This is a genomic window from Chryseobacterium sp. Leaf405, assembly GCF_001425355.1.
Taxonomy (GTDB): Bacteria; Bacteroidota; Bacteroidia; order Flavobacteriales; family Weeksellaceae; genus Chryseobacterium.
This window is the reverse complement of the sequence record NZ_LMQN01000001.1, coordinates 151,040-167,447: the sequence shown is the minus strand read 5'-3', so window position 1 is coordinate 167,447 and position 16,408 is coordinate 151,040. Positions and strand designations below refer to the sequence as shown.

The 16,408-nt window shown below is 36.1% G+C and carries 14 protein-coding genes, 1 tRNA gene and 1 pseudogene; 9 read left to right on the top strand and 7 right to left on the bottom strand.

Annotated elements, in window-relative coordinates:
- Positions 1 to 75 precede the first annotated feature (75 nt).
- The 9 genes and pseudogenes from ASG22_RS00790 (at position 76) to ASG22_RS20640 (ending at position 8,775) form a co-directional block, all read left to right on the top strand.
- Positions 76 to 3,052 (top strand): annotated as a pseudogene (locus ASG22_RS00790) (Tn3 family transposase).
- 509 nt (positions 3,053 to 3,561) lie between these two features.
- Entirely contained in the window at positions 3,562 to 3,885 is a 324-nt protein-coding gene (locus ASG22_RS21250; protein ID WP_238586829.1) for a hypothetical protein, read from the top strand.
- A 6-nt stretch (positions 3,886 to 3,891) separates the two neighbouring features.
- Positions 3,892 to 4,089 carry a hypothetical protein gene (locus tag ASG22_RS21245; RefSeq protein WP_238586828.1) on the top strand — a complete coding sequence of 66 codons (198 nt, stop codon included), beginning with the start codon at positions 3,892 to 3,894 and terminating at the stop codon, positions 4,087 to 4,089.
- Position 4,090: 1 nt separating this feature from the next.
- Complete coding sequence (locus tag ASG22_RS21240; RefSeq protein ID WP_238586827.1) at positions 4,091 to 4,246, top strand: hypothetical protein; 156 nt, start codon at positions 4,091 to 4,093, stop codon at positions 4,244 to 4,246.
- Positions 4,247 to 4,380: 134 nt separating this feature from the next.
- Positions 4,381 to 5,337: a hypothetical protein gene (locus ASG22_RS00775; protein ID WP_238586826.1), complete on the top strand. Its 957-nt coding sequence runs from the start codon at positions 4,381 to 4,383 to the stop codon at positions 5,335 to 5,337.
- Positions 5,338 to 5,391: 54 nt separating this feature from the next.
- Positions 5,392 to 6,006: a conjugative transposon protein TraK gene (traK, locus tag ASG22_RS00770; RefSeq protein ID WP_055979081.1), complete on the top strand. Its 615-nt coding sequence runs from the start codon at positions 5,392 to 5,394 to the stop codon at positions 6,004 to 6,006.
- Between the two features lie 391 nt (positions 6,007 to 6,397).
- Positions 6,398 to 8,185, top strand: coding sequence for a conjugative transposon protein TraM (gene traM, locus ASG22_RS00760; RefSeq protein WP_317038847.1), 1,788 nt, complete (start codon positions 6,398 to 6,400; stop codon positions 8,183 to 8,185).
- 22 nt (positions 8,186 to 8,207) lie between these two features.
- On the top strand, positions 8,208 to 8,423 hold the full coding sequence (locus ASG22_RS00750; protein ID WP_055979078.1) for a helix-turn-helix domain-containing protein: 216 nt from the start codon (positions 8,208 to 8,210) through the stop codon (positions 8,421 to 8,423).
- Positions 8,424 to 8,502: 79 nt separating this feature from the next.
- The gene (locus ASG22_RS20640) at positions 8,503 to 8,775 is read left to right on the top strand and encodes a hypothetical protein (protein WP_202966684.1); all 273 of its coding nucleotides are present in this window, start codon (positions 8,503 to 8,505) and stop codon (positions 8,773 to 8,775) included.
- A 200-nt stretch (positions 8,776 to 8,975) separates the two neighbouring features.
- Here the strand turns inward: ASG22_RS20640 and ASG22_RS00740 are convergent, their stop codons facing one another.
- From ASG22_RS00740 to ASG22_RS00715, 7 genes are all read right to left on the bottom strand, one after another.
- The gene (locus ASG22_RS00740) at positions 8,976 to 10,202 is read right to left on the bottom strand and encodes a site-specific integrase (RefSeq protein WP_055979070.1); all 1,227 of its coding nucleotides are present in this window, start codon (positions 10,200 to 10,202) and stop codon (positions 8,976 to 8,978) included.
- A gap of 250 nt (positions 10,203 to 10,452) precedes the next feature.
- Positions 10,453 to 10,537, bottom strand: a tRNA-Ser gene (locus ASG22_RS00735).
- 188 nt (positions 10,538 to 10,725) lie between these two features.
- Positions 10,726 to 11,586, bottom strand: coding sequence for a CPBP family intramembrane glutamic endopeptidase (locus ASG22_RS00730; RefSeq protein WP_055979067.1), 861 nt, complete (start codon positions 11,584 to 11,586; stop codon positions 10,726 to 10,728).
- A gap of 78 nt (positions 11,587 to 11,664) precedes the next feature.
- Positions 11,665 to 12,033 (bottom strand): helix-turn-helix transcriptional regulator, encoded by a 369-nt coding sequence (locus ASG22_RS00725; RefSeq protein WP_055979064.1) that lies wholly within the window; start codon positions 12,031 to 12,033, stop codon positions 11,665 to 11,667.
- Between the two features lie 277 nt (positions 12,034 to 12,310).
- Entirely contained in the window at positions 12,311 to 12,460 is a 150-nt protein-coding gene (locus tag ASG22_RS20935) for a hypothetical protein (protein WP_157844693.1), read from the bottom strand.
- 58 nt (positions 12,461 to 12,518) lie between these two features.
- The gene (locus ASG22_RS00720; RefSeq protein ID WP_055979061.1) at positions 12,519 to 14,132 is read right to left on the bottom strand and encodes an SCO family protein; all 1,614 of its coding nucleotides are present in this window, start codon (positions 14,130 to 14,132) and stop codon (positions 12,519 to 12,521) included.
- Positions 14,133 to 14,137: 5 nt separating this feature from the next.
- Positions 14,138 to 16,402 carry a tyrosinase family protein gene (locus tag ASG22_RS00715; RefSeq protein WP_055979058.1) on the bottom strand — a complete coding sequence of 755 codons (2,265 nt, stop codon included), beginning with the start codon at positions 16,400 to 16,402 and terminating at the stop codon, positions 14,138 to 14,140.
- Positions 16,403 to 16,408: the final 6 nt, after the last annotated feature.

Here is a 16,408-nt window from a genome sequence, read left to right as displayed (position 1 = left end):
TGTTAAATACAGGTTTAAGCGAGATCCGTAATAAATTGCAAAACTTAGGACTTTTGCAGTTTATAAATTTAGAATATGCCAAGAAAACAAATATTATCTGAAAATGAAGAAAGAGAATTAATTTCTTTGCCAAATACTCATCAAGAAATTATATGGTGGTATACTTTCAGTGAAGATGATATCATTTTTATAAAAAACTCAACTAGAGGAAAAATAAATCAGCTTAGGCTCTCAATACAACTATGTTATATGAGATATCCTGGTATTTCCTTGGCTCTAAATGAAACCCCGGATCAGAAGATCCTAGATTATGTATGCGATCAGTTACAAATTCATAGCAATAATTGGGATAACTATCACCAAAATGAATCAAGATATGATCATATAAATATTGTGAAAAAGAGGTATGATTATCAAAATTTTTCTATTGCTCACTATAAAAACTGTGTTGAACAATTACGAGATCCTGCTCTCCAAACTGATAAAGGATTTGTTTTAGCAAAAGAATTAATGAATATTTTAAGAGAGCAAAGAGTTCTTTTGCCCTCACTGAGCGTAGTAGAGAGAATTTGTTCAGAAGTAGTCACTAAAGCTGAAAAAAAAATTTATTTCTTGCTTTCTTCTTCATTGACAAAAGATCAAAAGAATGCTTTGGGTCGACTACTAATAACTGGTGAACAATACTCAATAAGTACTTTCAGCTGGTTAATGCAGTCTCCGGCTGCTGCCAACCCTAAACACATACTCATCCATCTCTCAAGGCTTAAAGCCATTAAAAAAATATCTCTTCCTCTAGATATCGGAAAAAACATTCATTTAAACTACTTATCCAAGATAGCCAGAGAGGGAAAGCAAATGACATCTCAGCACTTAAGTAATTTTGAAAAAAATAGAAAGTATGCGACCTTGATAGCTGTTTTATTAGATATAAGAGAAACTATTACCGATGAAATCATAGAAATTCATGATAAAATTATGAACTCTTTGTTTAAAGATGCCCAAAATAAACAAAATAAAGAGTTACAAAATTCAGGAAAGAATATTAATACCCAGCTTAATATGTATTTGAAACTGGGTACTGCATTATTGGATGCCAGAGAAACGGGAGAAGATCCTTTCGATGCTGTTGAATCTGTCATTTCATGGGAAGAACTCTCCCAAAGTATTTTAGAAACGAAGAGTATTACTAAGAAAGAAAATTTTGATCATTTATATCTGATTAGTAATAATTATTCACAAATAAGAAAATATGCACCTTCTTTTCTACGTGAATTAGATCTGAAAGCAGCTCCACTTCCATCCGCTCAAAGTATTCTTGAAGCTATAGAAATTATAAAGCAACTTAATGATGGAATCATCAAGAAACTTCCAAAAAGACTTCCCACTAAATTTATACGAGCCCGATGGGAAAATCTCATTTTTACCGATAACGGAATCAGTAGAAAATATTATGAATTATGCATTCTTTCTGAATTAAAAAACTATTTAAGATCCGGAGATATTTGGGTGGAAGGTTCCAGACGTTATAAAGATTTTGAACAGTACCTTATATCCAGAGAGGATTTCAAGGATATGAAAAATACTGATAATATAGGGCTCAACGTTGTTTTAGACTCTAAGGAGTATCTTGATGAAAGGTCTAAATTATTAAAGAAAAAATTGGAGATTGATTGTAAGTTAGCCCAAAGTGGAGAAATGATAGACGCTTATATGAGCAATGGAAAGATTAAAGTAAAGCCTTTGACTAAGCTTGTTCCAAAAGAGGCAGAGGATTTGGCAAAAAAAGTATATCGCCTACTGCCTTATGTCAAAATAACAGAACTTTTGGTAGAAGTTGACACATGGACCGGATTTACAGATAGTTTTACTCATCTGAAAAATGGAGTAAAAGCAGAAGATAAAAACCTTTTACTTACTACCATATTATCTGACGGAATTAACCTTGGCTTAAGAAAAATGGCAGAATCATCTCCTGAAACTTCCTATGCCAAACTTTCGTGGATGCAGTCATGGTATATTCGTAAAGAAACGTATTCTTTATCATTAGCCAGTATTGTAAATTATCATCATAATCATCCATTTTCTCTCCATTGGGGAGAGGGTAAAACATCTTCTTCAGACGGTCAGCGTTTTGCTACAGGAAGCCATGCCAAGAAAAGGGGACAGATAAATCCCAAGTATGGCTCAGAGCCGGGAACTCAATTCTATACTCATATCTCAGATCAACACAGTCCTTTTTATTCAGAAAATGTCAGTATGATAAGAGATTTCAACGTATATGATTGATGGTTTGCTGTACCATGAATCAGATTTACAGATTGAAGAACATTATACTGATACGGCCGGCTTTACCGATCATGTATTCGCTTTGATGCATCTTCTTGGTTTTCGGTTTGCTCCAAGGATTAAAGATATTTCTGATAAGAAAATATATTTACCTCCGGGAAACCATGATTTTTCTATTTTATCAGAACATATAGGCGGAACTATTAATTTAAAAAAAATTACTCAGAACTGGGATGACATCCTCAGATTAGCTGTTTCTATTAAACAGGGAACTGTTAAAGCTTCTCTTATTATCCGAAAAATTGGAAGTTACCCAAGACAGAATGGGCTGGCAACTGCCCTACGTGAATTTGGGAAAATAGAAAGATCTTTATTCATGTTGGATTGGTATGTAGATCCAGCTCTTCGTAGAAGAGTTACCATAGGACTCAATAAAGGAGAAGCTAGAAATGCTTTGTCAAGAGCGGTATTTTTTAATAGATTGGGGGAAATCAGAAATAAAAGTATTGAAAGTCAAAAGCATCAGGCAAGTGGACTTAATCTGCTAACGGCAGCCATCATACTTTGGAATACAGTTTACCTTGAAAGAGCTGTAAATTACTTGAGGAGTAAGGGGGAGATAATTGATGATAATCTACTACAGCATCTTTCTCCGTTAGGTTGGGAACACATTCACCTGACAGGAGATTATGTTTGGCAAGAGAAAAGTAAACTTAAGGAGGGAGAGTTCAGAAGTCTTAGAAATTTAAATGATCTATTAGATTAATGAATATTGATAGATTTTATCCTTAACCCTAAATATTTTCCGTTTGGTGAGCCGACCCCTAGAAGTGCTGGTTTTAGTGTAGTACATCATTCTGAAAGTGAAGTTCCTTCACACTTCAGAGGGGTCAGGCTTCGTCAATGGCAGATGGATAAGTTGAAGGCAGGGGAGACGGCTTATATAAAGGGACTGGAGAGTAAAAAAGGGAAGACCTATCAAGGATATATTTGTTTTGATAAGACGATGGGGAGAATCGTATTTTCGTTTAAGAATCCGATGAAGAAATAGGAGAGTCCTGAAGATGTTTTAGAACTCTGAAAGAAGGGAGTAAGTAAATTGATGTAATTTTTTAGTAACCTGCAAGGTCGGTTGACTTTGCAGGTTACTTTATTTGAGTTTTAAAAAGTAATGGCTGAGGGAATAGGGCGGCAAAAATCAACAGGGATTATAAAGATGGTGATGACATTAGACCATTAAAACCTACCGGAGTTCAAAATCAACGTTTTGCACAGTTGAAGTTCCAGGAGGAAGAAGCAAAAAAAATAAAAGCAGCTTCAGATACCATTAATAAAAGAAGTGTTCAGGATTTTGCCCATTGGACTTCCGCTACGGTTGATGCAGACCCTCTTTGGTTGCTGTATTACAAAAGGATGCTGAAACCCATCACTGAGTTCCCTGACACCCCTCAAAATTTTATCGAGTGGCGGTTGAAGGACCAGCAGACCTATGAAACACTCAGCTCAACAGGAACGATAAAACGATTACAGGAAGAACTGGATCTTATCAAGGAAAAATATTCAATGTCAAGAAGTATGGATATGCCAAGAGGTAAATGATTTATTATGTACCACGAAACCCTCATCAAATGGAGAAAGTTTGTAACGGAATTAAGGAAGCACAATAACAAAACGACACTTCTTACAGATTACAAGAATATTCTGAAAAACCACTCCAATTATGCTTTGCCTCCTTCGTGGACACCTGCATCAGACCGGCAAATTGTTCAAAATATGATGCAGCATTACAAACACCGATATTAAAATGAATAAGATACTCACATTTTCTTTTTGCCTATTGGCAATTCTTTTACCTGTAATGGGCTTTGCACAGACAGATAATGATTATAGCAATCTCCTCCAATTTTTAAAGGGAGACGGGGCTTTTGAGAAATGGTTTATGGAGGTTTTACCAAATTAGACAACAGTGTACAAGACAGTGCTGCAGGGTCAGCCTTGGTCGGAAAAGCGATTGGCGGTTTAGGTGCTCTGATGTACCTGGGATATATGGGCTGGCAGATGGCTGCGGGTGACAGGGAATGGGAGATCACCCCAATGCTAAAACCCATCCTCATCGGCTTTACACTTGTTTATTGGAGTGGATTTGTCAGCCTTATCCAGGCACCTTTCGAGGCTATTGCCGAACCCGGAATAGCGATATTCAGTGATATAGAATCTGAAGTGAACGACCTGCGTGTCGAGCGGTTCAAAAAACAGCAGCAGTTATTGGATGCGGTAATAAAACTGAAAGCGGAGGAAGATGCGAAGCAGGAAGTCATCGAAAACACCACTGAAGATGCTGATGATTCGTGGTTTGACATCAGTGAGGGACTGGACAAATTAATCCAACCTATCAAAGAATGGTCAATACGAATGGAATTCCAGATGCAGAAATTAGTGGCTGAACTTATAGAATTTGTCTGCCTTTCCATTCTCCGGATCTGTGTGTACCTTATTTTCTTCATCCAAAAGATATGGGCTTACATCCTGATCATTTTAGGCCCGATCGCCGTTGGGATGGCTCTCATTCCAGGATTTGAAAATTCTTTGTACAGCTGGGTTTCCAAATTTATCAATATCAATCTCTACACTTTTGTTGCCTATACCATCATCAATATCGGTCAGCAATTAATCGCTTCTGGTTATACAATGGAGATCGAAAGATATGACACATTGCTATCCAATGGAACCATTACCAACTTAGATGCTTTGATGGTCTATGTGAGTAATTCAGGAATGATCTACAATCAGCTATTCACCTGTGTTGCCTATGTGGTCACGGGAATCGGAGTTCTAATGACCCCAACTATTGCAGACTCAATCGTTTCCGCGGGAGGAGCCGGATCGATGACCAAAATGAAAAATGCAGCAGGAAAAATCGCCAGCGGTGCGAAGACAGCCATTTTGGCTGCGAAAACAGGAGGTGCTTCTGTAGCCGCAGCCACCGCAAAAAATGCAGCAGCAGGTTCAGCATCGGGAAGGGTTCAGGAAGCGATGAAAAACGGAAAATAGATCTATTGCGATCGACCGACAAACCACAGTATCAACCTACAATTAATATACAAAATGCTTATAAAAAATATAGAACAAAGAATCAAAGTCAATAAAGTGGTTTCCATAGCAACCATTGGTTTTGCCGTTTTCATTGTTATTGGCGGGTTTTTCTTTGCCTACAAAATGGTCGAGGATTCCAGAAGATCGATCTACATCCTGGACAATGGTGTTCCGGTTCTTGCTAAACAGACCGACGTGCTTCTGAACCGACCTGTTGAGTACAAAGCGCAGATAGAATTGTTCCACCGATTGTTCTTTACGTTGGCGCCGGACGATGCCTACGTTAAAGACAATATTCAGAAGTCGCTGTATCTCATTGATGACAGCGGAAAAAAAGAATATACGAACCTGAAGGAAAAAGGTTTTTACAATCAGATCATTGCTTCCAGCTCAATGGTCAGCATCCATACCGATTCTATTACACTCGATATGGAACAAAAGAAATTTCAATTCTTCGGAAGGCAGATGATCACAAGGAAATCTTCTGTCATTACGAGAAAGCTCATCACCGAAGGCTTTTTTGAGGACATCATTAGAAGCCCGAATAATCCTCACGGTGTGATCCTTAAAAACTGGAGGATCATCAATAATGAAGAGCTTTCTAATCAAACCAAAAATTCTTACTAAAAATGAATACTACAATAAAACAAAAGGGATAAAAATGGCTGCAATGGACAGTGCAAAACCCGAAGAAATTCTTCACGTATTCAATGATCCTGCTGTCGATTTCATTTATAGGGTCTCTCATTCAGGGTATATTTTTCCCCTCTGAAACAGCATTCAAAATAAGACCGCCGGTTCTCTATTCTAAGAATAAGATGAGTCAAAATTTACCCGTCAACAATGAGAAAGAAATGGAGAAAATAGTGGATGAGCTCAAGACCTTAAAAGTAAATAGAGACCAACATTCTTTAAAAAAAGAAGACAGCCTACGAATTGACTACTTGTTCAACCAATACCAGAAACTAAAAAATGGCCGGTAGGCACCGGAGGCAATTTATATAAAAATAAAGAATCAATGAAAAAAATAAATTTTAAAGACAAAAAGTATGTTCTGCCGCTTTTGGCTCTTCCATTTTTAATTCTTTTCGGCTATGTAGGGGCACAGTTTACGAAGGAAGATACTTCTGCTAAAGACAAACCCAAAGAATTGTCTCTTTCATTGGGAGAGACCAGGGATTCTATTATGAACAAAAATGATGCTTATGACGAATTCTTTAAAAAACAGGATAACAGGACGATGCTTGGTGGTCTGGACAAGGAAGGGGACAGTTTGTTAAGCTATGATGACCAATTGTCATTAGACCAGAAAAGAAAGATTGATTCATTGAAAGCGGTCAACGGGAGAAAGGATAGATACCAGGCAAAAGGAAATCAATCTTCCTACTACAAACCCAATCAGCAGGACCGTGAAGACAAAGACTACAACAGGTCTTCGGAAATCATCAAAATGCTGAATGATAGATCCTATGGAAATCAAGAAAATAATTACGCTGATACTCCAAAAGAAAAGACCCAAAGTGTCCAGCAAGACCCTGTCAAATATCTGAAGCAGCAAATGCTCGTGATGGACTCATTAGAGAAATCCCGTGATCCTGAATATCAAAGTAAACTGGTGGCAGAGGAAAAACTGAAGCTTAACAAGGAAAAGATGGACGAGTTTCTCAATTCCACTTTCAATGTTAGCAAATCCGGGATCAACATTGGATTCAATGCTTTCTATAAAGAGAAGGAAAACAGTTTTATCAAAGCGGTCATTGATGAAAATAACAAAGGCTTCCTGGGAAGCAGGATCAGGTTCCGACTATTGGAAGACATCTTTGTTGGCAACAGAAAAATAGATAAAGGCTCAATTCTTTACGGGCAGATCTCAGGATTTTCAATGCAGAGAGTCAATCTCAACATCGTATCGGTATTTACCAAAGGGGAGATCTATCCGGTCAATCTTTCGATCTATGATGTTGATGGAATGAAAGGGTTATACGTTCCTCAGAGTGTGTTTCGGGATATGATCAGGGAGATGGGAAGCAACTCTGTCCAGGGAACACAGATGGATATGGGTGGAAAGGGATTTTTCACCACCATAGGCTCCAAATTATTTACGTCCACTTCAAAATCCATCGCCAATCTTATCAAGACCAACAAAGCCAAATTGAAGTACAATTCCTATGTATTCCTGATCGACGAAAAGCAATTGAAAGACTCACAAAACCAACAAAAAAATAAAAAAATGAAAATCATATTATATATCCTGCTGCTATTTTTTACCAATTTATTGTCAGCGCAAACGGCAACCAAAGAACAGCTCATCTCCGATCTGCCGGAAATTGAAATTACTGAGGGGATCAACCTGCATATTATTTCGCCGGAGCCCATTCAATATGTGGATCTGTCGACCCAGCAACTGACCGGAGATCTGCCTTCGACCAATATTGCCAGAATTAAAATCATTGATGATCCTGCTATTAAAGAGGAAAAAACAAAAAAACCTTTGTCCCATTCCAATGGAAGCAACATCGGGATCATAACCGTTGTTTCACAATCCTTCATTGCCCAATACAAAGTGATCTACAGAAGTCCGGACAATCTGAACAGGATCACCAATATCCAGATACAGCCTGAGGCAATGCAGCCAATAGAATTTGATAAAATGGTGTTTTCTAATCTTGAACTGAGAAAAATGGCAATGGATATTATCCGAAAGAAATCTGAGAAAAATCCGGTTCGCGAAGAAAAGAGTTTGAAACTCAGCTTTCAGCTCAATAATGTATATGTCATCAGCGATTACATTTTTTTAGGTTACTAAAGAAGATCTTCAGGAGTTCAAGATGGAATTACTTGAAGATATCAAAATGCTTTTTAATGTTAAAAATTCAGAGCAGAAATTATGGTTGAGATCATCAGAGGTTAAAGAGCTTCTTAAAATTTCCACCGGAACATTACAAAACCTTCGTGTTAATGGTAATATATCTTTTACTCGCGTGGGAGGTACATTATACTACAATTATAAGGATATTGAAAAAATGTTGAATAATGAGGGGTAATTAATATTGCATAAACTAAAACTAATTAAAATGAATTATATAAAACATCTTACAGGATTCTATGAAAAGGTGATTCAAGATGATACACTTAATCAGTCTGTATATAGCTTTGTTCCAATTCTGGAATTTTAACCGTTTCAGAAATCCTGTTAGTATTTCCAGAGATGAAGTAATGCGAATTAGTAAAATAAATTCAAAAGCTACTTATCATAAGTGTCTGAAGAATTTGCATTTTTCTGGCTATATTGATTATCAACCTTCATACAATCCATTCAAGGGCAGTCAAATTGTGATGTTTGATTTTGCAGGAGAAATAAAACCTGCGTCTAAGAAAACAAATAGAAGAACCTAGTTTTACTTTCCTTGCGTAAAGAGGACTTTAAAAATTTTTTAAACTGGCGGATTTTCGTTAATTGAACTCTTGAAATCTCCATCTGGATATACACATGATGTTCTTTGATCTCCTTAAAATAATCTTATACTATTTGGAAGAAAATCCCGTCTTGATTGCTAGACGGGATTGTTTTTAGTTTTTATAATACAATCTTAAATTCAGCTGTATTTTTTATCTTGAAGTTTAGTTTTTAAAACCGACATATCATTGCTCACTTTCTGATCCAAAATTTTCGCATAATGCTGAGTGGTCTTTATGTTAGTGTGACCAAGCATTTTGCTAACGCTTTCAATGGGTACGCCGTTAGATAATGTGACAGTAGTGGCGAATGTATGTCTTGCTATATGGAATGTCAACTCTTTGTTAATTCCACAGACATTTGCGATCTCTTTGAGATAGGAATTCATAGTCTGATTACTTACAACAGGAAACAGAATATTTGAGTTTACACACTGTGGATGGTTCTCATATCTTAAAACAAGCTCTTTAGCTACAGGTAATAGCGGAACTCTGGTTGAGGTGTCTGTTTTTTGACGACGTGTGAATATCCATTGTTCGCCATCAATCCCGATATTGATATGAGACTTTGTCAATTTCTTCGCATCAACATAAGCTAAACCGGTATAACAGCAGAAAAGAAAAACATCCCGTACTTGTGTCAATCTATCCGAAACAAATTCTTTTTCATACATTGTCTGGATCTCTTCTTTTGATAGGAACGGACGCTCTACAGCTTTTAGCTTCGCTTTATAACCAAGAAAAGGATCCTTGGTAAGCAAGCCGTGTGCCATGCAGAGTCTGATGATTTTTTTAAAGTTTTTAATATATTTCACAGCGGTATTGTTTCCGCATTTACGTACACTTCGAAGCCAGAAATCATAATCCATTATGAAAGCATGATCAATAGCCTTGATATCGATATCAGAACTTTTATACTTCCAGTTAATGAATTCCTGCGTATGCTTTAACGATGTTTTATAACGCTCCGATGTTCCGGGCGCAAAATCCTGACCAACCAGTGCTTCTACTTTATCATTGTGATCCTGAAAAATAGGAATGAGCATTCTTGTGGAAACATCGTTTCCAAGCAGTTTAGATTTTAAACCTTCAGATGTTACAAAGTCTTCTTCTTTCAGCATCTGGTAGTGAGAATCGTAAACTTGCTGTTCCAAAGTTTTAAGATAGAGGTTCAGTGTTTTGGCTTCTTGCGAATTACCTGCTGCCTTGTGTGCTTTAACATCCCATTTCTGTGGGTCAATGTATCTTTTAGCGGCAATGTCCGCTGCCTTGCCATCTATCGTGATTCGTAAGTAGATGGGAGCAGTTCCGTTTGTTCTGATTTTATTCTTTTTTATAAAGAATAACAGGTTGAATGTTTTGTTCATAGTGTGGTAACTTTAATTGTTTAATAATTTAGTTTTTGTTACCACTTTTTGCAAGATGTACAATTGTTAGACTGCCTATTAGTCGGGTTTCCCTGAGTTTTTCGTGACCTATTTTCAAATTTTCAGGATGGGTCACGAAATAGGTCATATAAATCGTGACCTATTTTGATTTTTTTTGATACTAGCGCTAAAACAAAAAACGCTGTAAACATCAATGTTTACAGCGTTTTAGCTTATTTTAGTATCTCTACCAAGAGAGAGGGATTCGAACCCCCGGACCTGTTACAGTCAATAGTTTTCAAGACTATCGCAATCGACCACTCTGCCATCTCTCCAAAAACTCCGATTATACCGTTGTTTTCAGTGGTGCAAAGATATAACTATTTTTAATTCTGACAAATTATTTTGTGAAAATTTTAAAAAAATAAGGTTGGAAATCTTGATGGAAATTTATATTGACTATTTTAAATTAAAGTGATAAAAAAATTAATTGGATTAGTTATTTCTTTTCTTAAATCATTTCTTATTTTTTCCAGTACGGTTTAATAATTTTGTTTTCTTTATGACTTAAAATCAATAAGATAACGGTTGCAATAAAACAAATTATAGTTGCCTGAATACTTCCTTCCGGACCAAAAGCTCCTCCGGTAATGATTTCTGAACCCTGTATTTTTGCAGTCAACAGACTATTTGTTTTTTCATTTCCAGAAGTAATCGCTCCGAAAATTCCTGATTGGGTAAAATTCCAGGCAAAGTGTATGGCAATCGGTATCCATAAATTACGTTTGTAAATAAAAGCTGCACCGAATAAAAAACCTGCGGTAGTAATGCACAATCCCGATAGAAAACTGCTGTGCGGATTTGCAAGATGTAATGCCCCAAAAAGAACTGCGGAAATTGTAAGGGAAATATAACTTCCCAATTTTTCTTCGATAATTCTGAATATAATGCCACGTACCAATATTTCTTCAATAATGGCAACCGTAAACATCAGTGCAAAAGGAATCAAGATAAATGAAATAGGATTTACGGCTAAAACACTATAACTTCCGTTAAGATAGATCACTAAAATAGTGAGTGATTGCAAAACAAAACCTATCGAAGCACCAATAATAAGATTTTTTGCTATCCCTTTTGATGCTAATTCCGTCACTTCTCTTTTTTCATATTTCTTAAAGAAAATAATATAGCTAAATATGGCCGCTGAGGAAACCAAAAGTCCCTTTAGAAGATTTCTGTAATTTTTATCAAGAGACGTCAATCCCAATAATTTTGACGCAATTTGCTGTCCGATAATAACTACTGCCATGAAAATGAGTAAGGAAAGAATGATTTTGGTAGCTGGTGATTGAAATATTTTTTGTTTCGCAGAAAGAGTCTCCATATAATTGGGTTTAAAGATTAATTTCCTGCAAATGTAAATTAACCTTGAAGCCTGAAAATAGAACGAAATTTGCCTCTTCTATAATTTTTGAAATTGTTTGGGTAAAAATCCTGTCTGGTTTTTAAAAGTTCTGATAAAATGACTCTGATCGGGAAATCCGCATTCCAGACTGATTTCTGTTAGGCTATTTTTATTGGATTGAATCAGTGGAAGGGCACGATTTATCTTTATTCTTCGCATATATTCGCCCAAAGTACAACCAAAATATTTTGGAAAATGTTTTGATATGGTAATCGGATTGAGTTGTAAAACCGTTGCCAGATCCTGCAGATTCGGATTTTCATTCCAGCAGTCGTTCAATAATTCTTCTAAACTCTTTACCCAGAACGGACTTTTGTTGAATCTTTCCAAATGATGATGAGAGTTGGATATCTGAGAAAATAACATTGTAATTGTATCTTCCGAAAACGAATCGGCAGTAAGTGTTTCTTTAAAATTTTTAAAATCAAAAATTTGGTAAAAACAGTATTTTGAATAGATTTTTCAATGATTTCTTCTGATAAATCAAGTTTTTTAAGTAAATTTTCTTCAATTTCGATATTAATATTCCGTGACGGAAAAAGAGTATTTTGATTTAAATGCTGTTCGTCGCTGTGATAAAATAATAAAGAACCCGGCCCTAACGTTTCGCTGAAATTTTTTCTTTTTTCTGTTGTCCCTCCTTTCAGAAAAAGCGTATATGTGCATTATTGTGTGAATGCCAACCTTCATACACTTTTTTTTGATGCTCGGTTTCCACAACTGCAATTCCATGTTCGGTCGTAAAGCGGTTTCTGATGTTTCCTAAATATTCCTCTTTTTGAAGTTCGTACACTTTAACAGCTAAATTACTAATTTATTTGATGTGAAAAAATTCAAAATGGAAACCGCATTTAAGCATACTTAAGGGAGATCCATTTTTCATTGATGAAATGAGAAATTTTATGATACTGTTTGAAGCTCAAACTACTTAGTAGAGTAGAGGTTAGTGTCAATAAAAATCCTAAAACCATAATTAGCGAACCAAGTTCCAACCAATAATTCAAACCTAACAAAAGCATTCCCACAAGCGCCAGATAGAAAGGGAAAAGTCCGTTTCTCTTTTTGGACAGTCGGTAGAGATTTACTAAATTGAAGATCGCAAGACCGGCGAATGCATAGACGAGCCAAGGCTGATAAGAAACAGAAACAATACTGCTGATTCCGATCAGATTGAAATACGCCATCCAGCACATCGGACATTTCGGGAAAAAAGCAATCAGAATCGGCAATACTATTGTTGAAAGTCGATTTGTAATCGTTGGCTTTTTTGATTTCTGTTCGGTTTTTTTTGAAACAGGAAGTTTTTCATTCCCAACCAATTCTTCCAGAGCATCCATTATTAAGTTATCTTCTGCCTGAAATCTCAGGAAAGATCTTTCTATTTTTCCTTCAGGATTAATAATATAAACTTCAATTCTGTGTACATTGACCTCTGCGCCTTTATAATTAACTCCAATATCTAAATTTTCAATTAATGATCGCATACCATCAGTCACTCTAAACATCCTGTTGCTTTCATCAAAATGGTAATTCCTGTTATTGCCATACGATTTTAAAATAGAGCTTGTATCGTACGTTGGATCATAAGTTATTGCAGCAGTCTGAATATCAGAATAGTTACTTGCCTTGATTTTCTTTTGAATATTGGCAAGATTATAAATCGTCTGGATGCATTTTCGTGGATTATGGCATTTGGTGTAAAAGAAAGACAAAACGGTATATTTCCCTTTAAAATAATCATTCCATTCCAATAGATTTCCTTCGTGATCTTGCAGCATGATATTATCTAATGCAATTTCAGATTTCGAAGACTGATGATTGTCTTTCTGATTATAAACCTCGATAGGCAACGTGCAGCAATCGTCTACCGAAGCGTCTGCTTTTTCAATAGTTTCAATACATTCCGTCAGAAGTTTTCTGTTTTCTGAGCTGAAGTATTCTGCCATTTGCGTTTCCAGATGGTACAAATCCGGCAGAACATATTGTGCTTTGCCCTCAAGCCACTGCAGACTTTTGAAGATTTCCTTTAAAGCTGTCGTATTAACAGTCTGATCATAAGGTCCCAAAAAAGAAGAATAGTTGACAATCGCATCTGCCTGCCAAATATTATAAATACTTTTATTCAAAAAAGCGACAATACCGGAATGTGGTTCTTTGATTCCTCTAACGGCTTTTGCAGCTGCAGCAACAATATAAGGTGAGAATGATGTTTCTAACTCTTCCAGAATATAAGGAAGCCCTTTTTGAGGCATTCCAATAGTGTGAAATGCCTCAATAAGATAGCCTCGTATGTGGGACGACGCAATTGAGCTTCTGTTTTTATAAATAGGATGTCTTTCTGATAAAAGTTCCACTAACGATGATGTGTTAAATCTTTGACCTGGCTTTTTGATGGAATCAATCAATCCGGTAATTACTTCGGTTGGGGTGTCACTGTTCAATCCTTTTATTTGCTGGTCGATCATCTTGTTTAGTTTTTGTGATTGCTTAATGTATTACTAAATAACGTATGCAAAGCCCATAATTTATTTGAAGTTTTTTCATTGGCTGAATCTGCCTTTAATTTAAGCTCATGTAAAAAATCATTATGCTTCAATAATTCTGTGTATATTCTATAAATGGTTTCGTTGGAAGCAAAGCATAACAAAGCAATTAAAAGATCCAGATAGTCTTCGTCTTCTATTCTTTCAAATAATGTCTTATTCTTCATGACAAGCTCGTAAATTTTCTCATCCTGAATAAATTCATAATCGTAAAGTGCCAATAAATAAATGACCAAATACTTTGAAAATACTTTTGTTTCATACTTCTCTGTGCGGCTGTCATAATATCTTACGGATACTTCAGATGTTATGTCCTTTTGCAATGCTCTGAAATTCAGTTCTAATTGATGAATAATATCCCGATTGTCCGCATACACCAACGGAATAAGAATTGCATCTGTTTCTTCCTTATGTTCAGCTACGGTAAGCAATTTTTCTAGGGTATTGTTGATTCTGGCAGACAGTTTTGGAACATCAGATGAAAAAATCTTGTTAAGCGTTAAGGTGTTCAATGCAGTACGCAATTCTGAATTCCCATCGCTTTCTGAGTTCGATTTCATCAATCTTCTTTCTGTTCCGGAATTCCTATTTACCAGTTGTTCCATAACATCAAGTAAAGATTCTACATCTTCTTCCTTTTGAAAAATCTCAAGTCCTGATTTTTTGAAATTTTGCATCATTCTTTCAGTATTTTTTTCAAATTTCGCATAATATTGATCTGAAAAAGCTGCCGTATCATCATATTCAAATCCAAGATAATTTCCATAATCGATTACGCCGAAAGGATCAAGAGCATCTTTTATAATTGGGCTGTTATCTTCAAAATTTTTGAAACATGTTGAAGTTGTAAAATTATTTGTCCTTGTTCCCGGTGCTTCATAATGATAGTCATTTGGAGTCACTTTTCCATTCCACGGCCATAATCTGGCATTCACATTTTTCCATGCCGGAACAGCAGGATCTTCTTCTTGGTTGGGGTAATTTGTTTCAGAGGAAGGATCGAACAAATGATGAATCGTCTGCCATTTTCCCCACATTCTTTCGACATTCGAGTGAAGGAAGAAAAAAATAGGATCTTTCGGAGCGGTAGGAACATAATTGATAAATCCATTATTGCTCACATGCGTGTAACCATGCGGATTACCTTCTAATGTAGTGAAAGATTTAGGATCTGTTTTTACATTTCCACTTTCATCTTTCGATTGCTTAAACAAATATTCCTTGTTATGGTAAGTATCTTTTTCTTTTTGAACAGCATCAAAAGAACTTTCGCCTGTGTTTGGATCGTAGTCATTAAATCCGGCCTGCTCCTTTTGATTATCAAACCAAGACATTCTTCTGATTAATTTTTCACGATCAATTGCCCAATGTCTTAAAGGATTATCTTTATTAAATCGAGCAAAATTGGTTGAAATTCCGTCGGTCATAATAGGATTTTCTGCCCGGTCGATAATACTTTCGCCTAAGAAGTCTGCTTTGAAAATGTTTGGAGCAGGTTCATCAAATTTCCAATAATGAAGTGAAACCGCCGGATCTACATTTTGTAACTGTCTTTCCAGATCGAGAATGTAAAGTCTGTGCCATGGCAAAAAAACTTCCGTCCCATGAGCGATGGATTTTGAACCCTTTACGTGCATTTTGAAAAAATCGGTGGAATAAATTCCGATTCCACGACCTTCTAAATCTGTTTCATTAATGGTGGATAAAGCATGCAGATAAGCTCTTTTTGCTTTTTTTGATAAAAGATTTGCATTTTTTCTTACACGTATCATTGTTTTTACTGAACTGATTTCCGCTCCTTCTTTCAAAGCTTTGATCTTAATATCAAAATCTTCGGGACTTGCTCCGTTAAACAGTTTTCCTTCCTGAAACTTACCGCCGACAAAAATATCTTTGTGGCTTTCACCTTCCAGAAATGTTATTTGATAAGACTCTTTACCAGTGCTTTTCGGTGTGCTTTCAGTATAAAATAAGACTGTTGGAATTCCTAATTTTGACAAATCAATATCTTCCGGAAATTCAGGAACAGAATCTTTAATTGGCTCCTGATTAAGAATTAATTTTTCTTTGCCGGTGCTGTCTGAACGTGAAATTCTAAATCTGACCGGTGTCCATGTGATGTACGCAGCATTTGCAGACTCATTGCCGTCTATTCCTACAAATGATAATGTAATATTTGAGTTTTGTGACATTTTAAT

Coding starts and splice junctions, on each gene's coding strand:
- ASG22_RS00720 (WP_055979061.1), bottom strand. CDS start 14,132: ATGATCGACCAGCAAATAAAAGGATTGAACAGTGACACCCCAACCGAA.
- ASG22_RS00725 (WP_055979064.1), bottom strand. CDS start 12,033: ATGTTATTTTCTCAGATATCCAACTCTCATCATCATTTGGAAAGATTC.
- ASG22_RS00750 (WP_055979078.1), top strand. CDS start 8,208: ATGGAATTACTTGAAGATATCAAAATGCTTTTTAATGTTAAAAATTCA.
- ASG22_RS20640 (WP_202966684.1), top strand. CDS start 8,503: ATGATACACTTAATCAGTCTGTATATAGCTTTGTTCCAATTCTGGAAT.
- ASG22_RS00775 (WP_238586826.1), top strand. CDS start 4,381: ATGCTAAAACCCATCCTCATCGGCTTTACACTTGTTTATTGGAGTGGA.
- ASG22_RS21245 (WP_238586828.1), top strand. CDS start 3,892: ATGTACCACGAAACCCTCATCAAATGGAGAAAGTTTGTAACGGAATTA.
- ASG22_RS00740 (WP_055979070.1), bottom strand. CDS start 10,202: ATGAACAAAACATTCAACCTGTTATTCTTTATAAAAAAGAATAAAATC.
- traK (WP_055979081.1), top strand. CDS start 5,392: ATGCTTATAAAAAATATAGAACAAAGAATCAAAGTCAATAAAGTGGTT.
- traM (WP_317038847.1), top strand. CDS start 6,398: ATGAAAAAAATAAATTTTAAAGACAAAAAGTATGTTCTGCCGCTTTTG.
- ASG22_RS21240 (WP_238586827.1), top strand. CDS start 4,091: ATGAATAAGATACTCACATTTTCTTTTTGCCTATTGGCAATTCTTTTA.
- ASG22_RS00715 (WP_055979058.1), bottom strand. CDS start 16,402: ATGTCACAAAACTCAAATATTACATTATCATTTGTAGGAATAGACGGC.
- ASG22_RS00730 (WP_055979067.1), bottom strand. CDS start 11,586: ATGGAGACTCTTTCTGCGAAACAAAAAATATTTCAATCACCAGCTACC.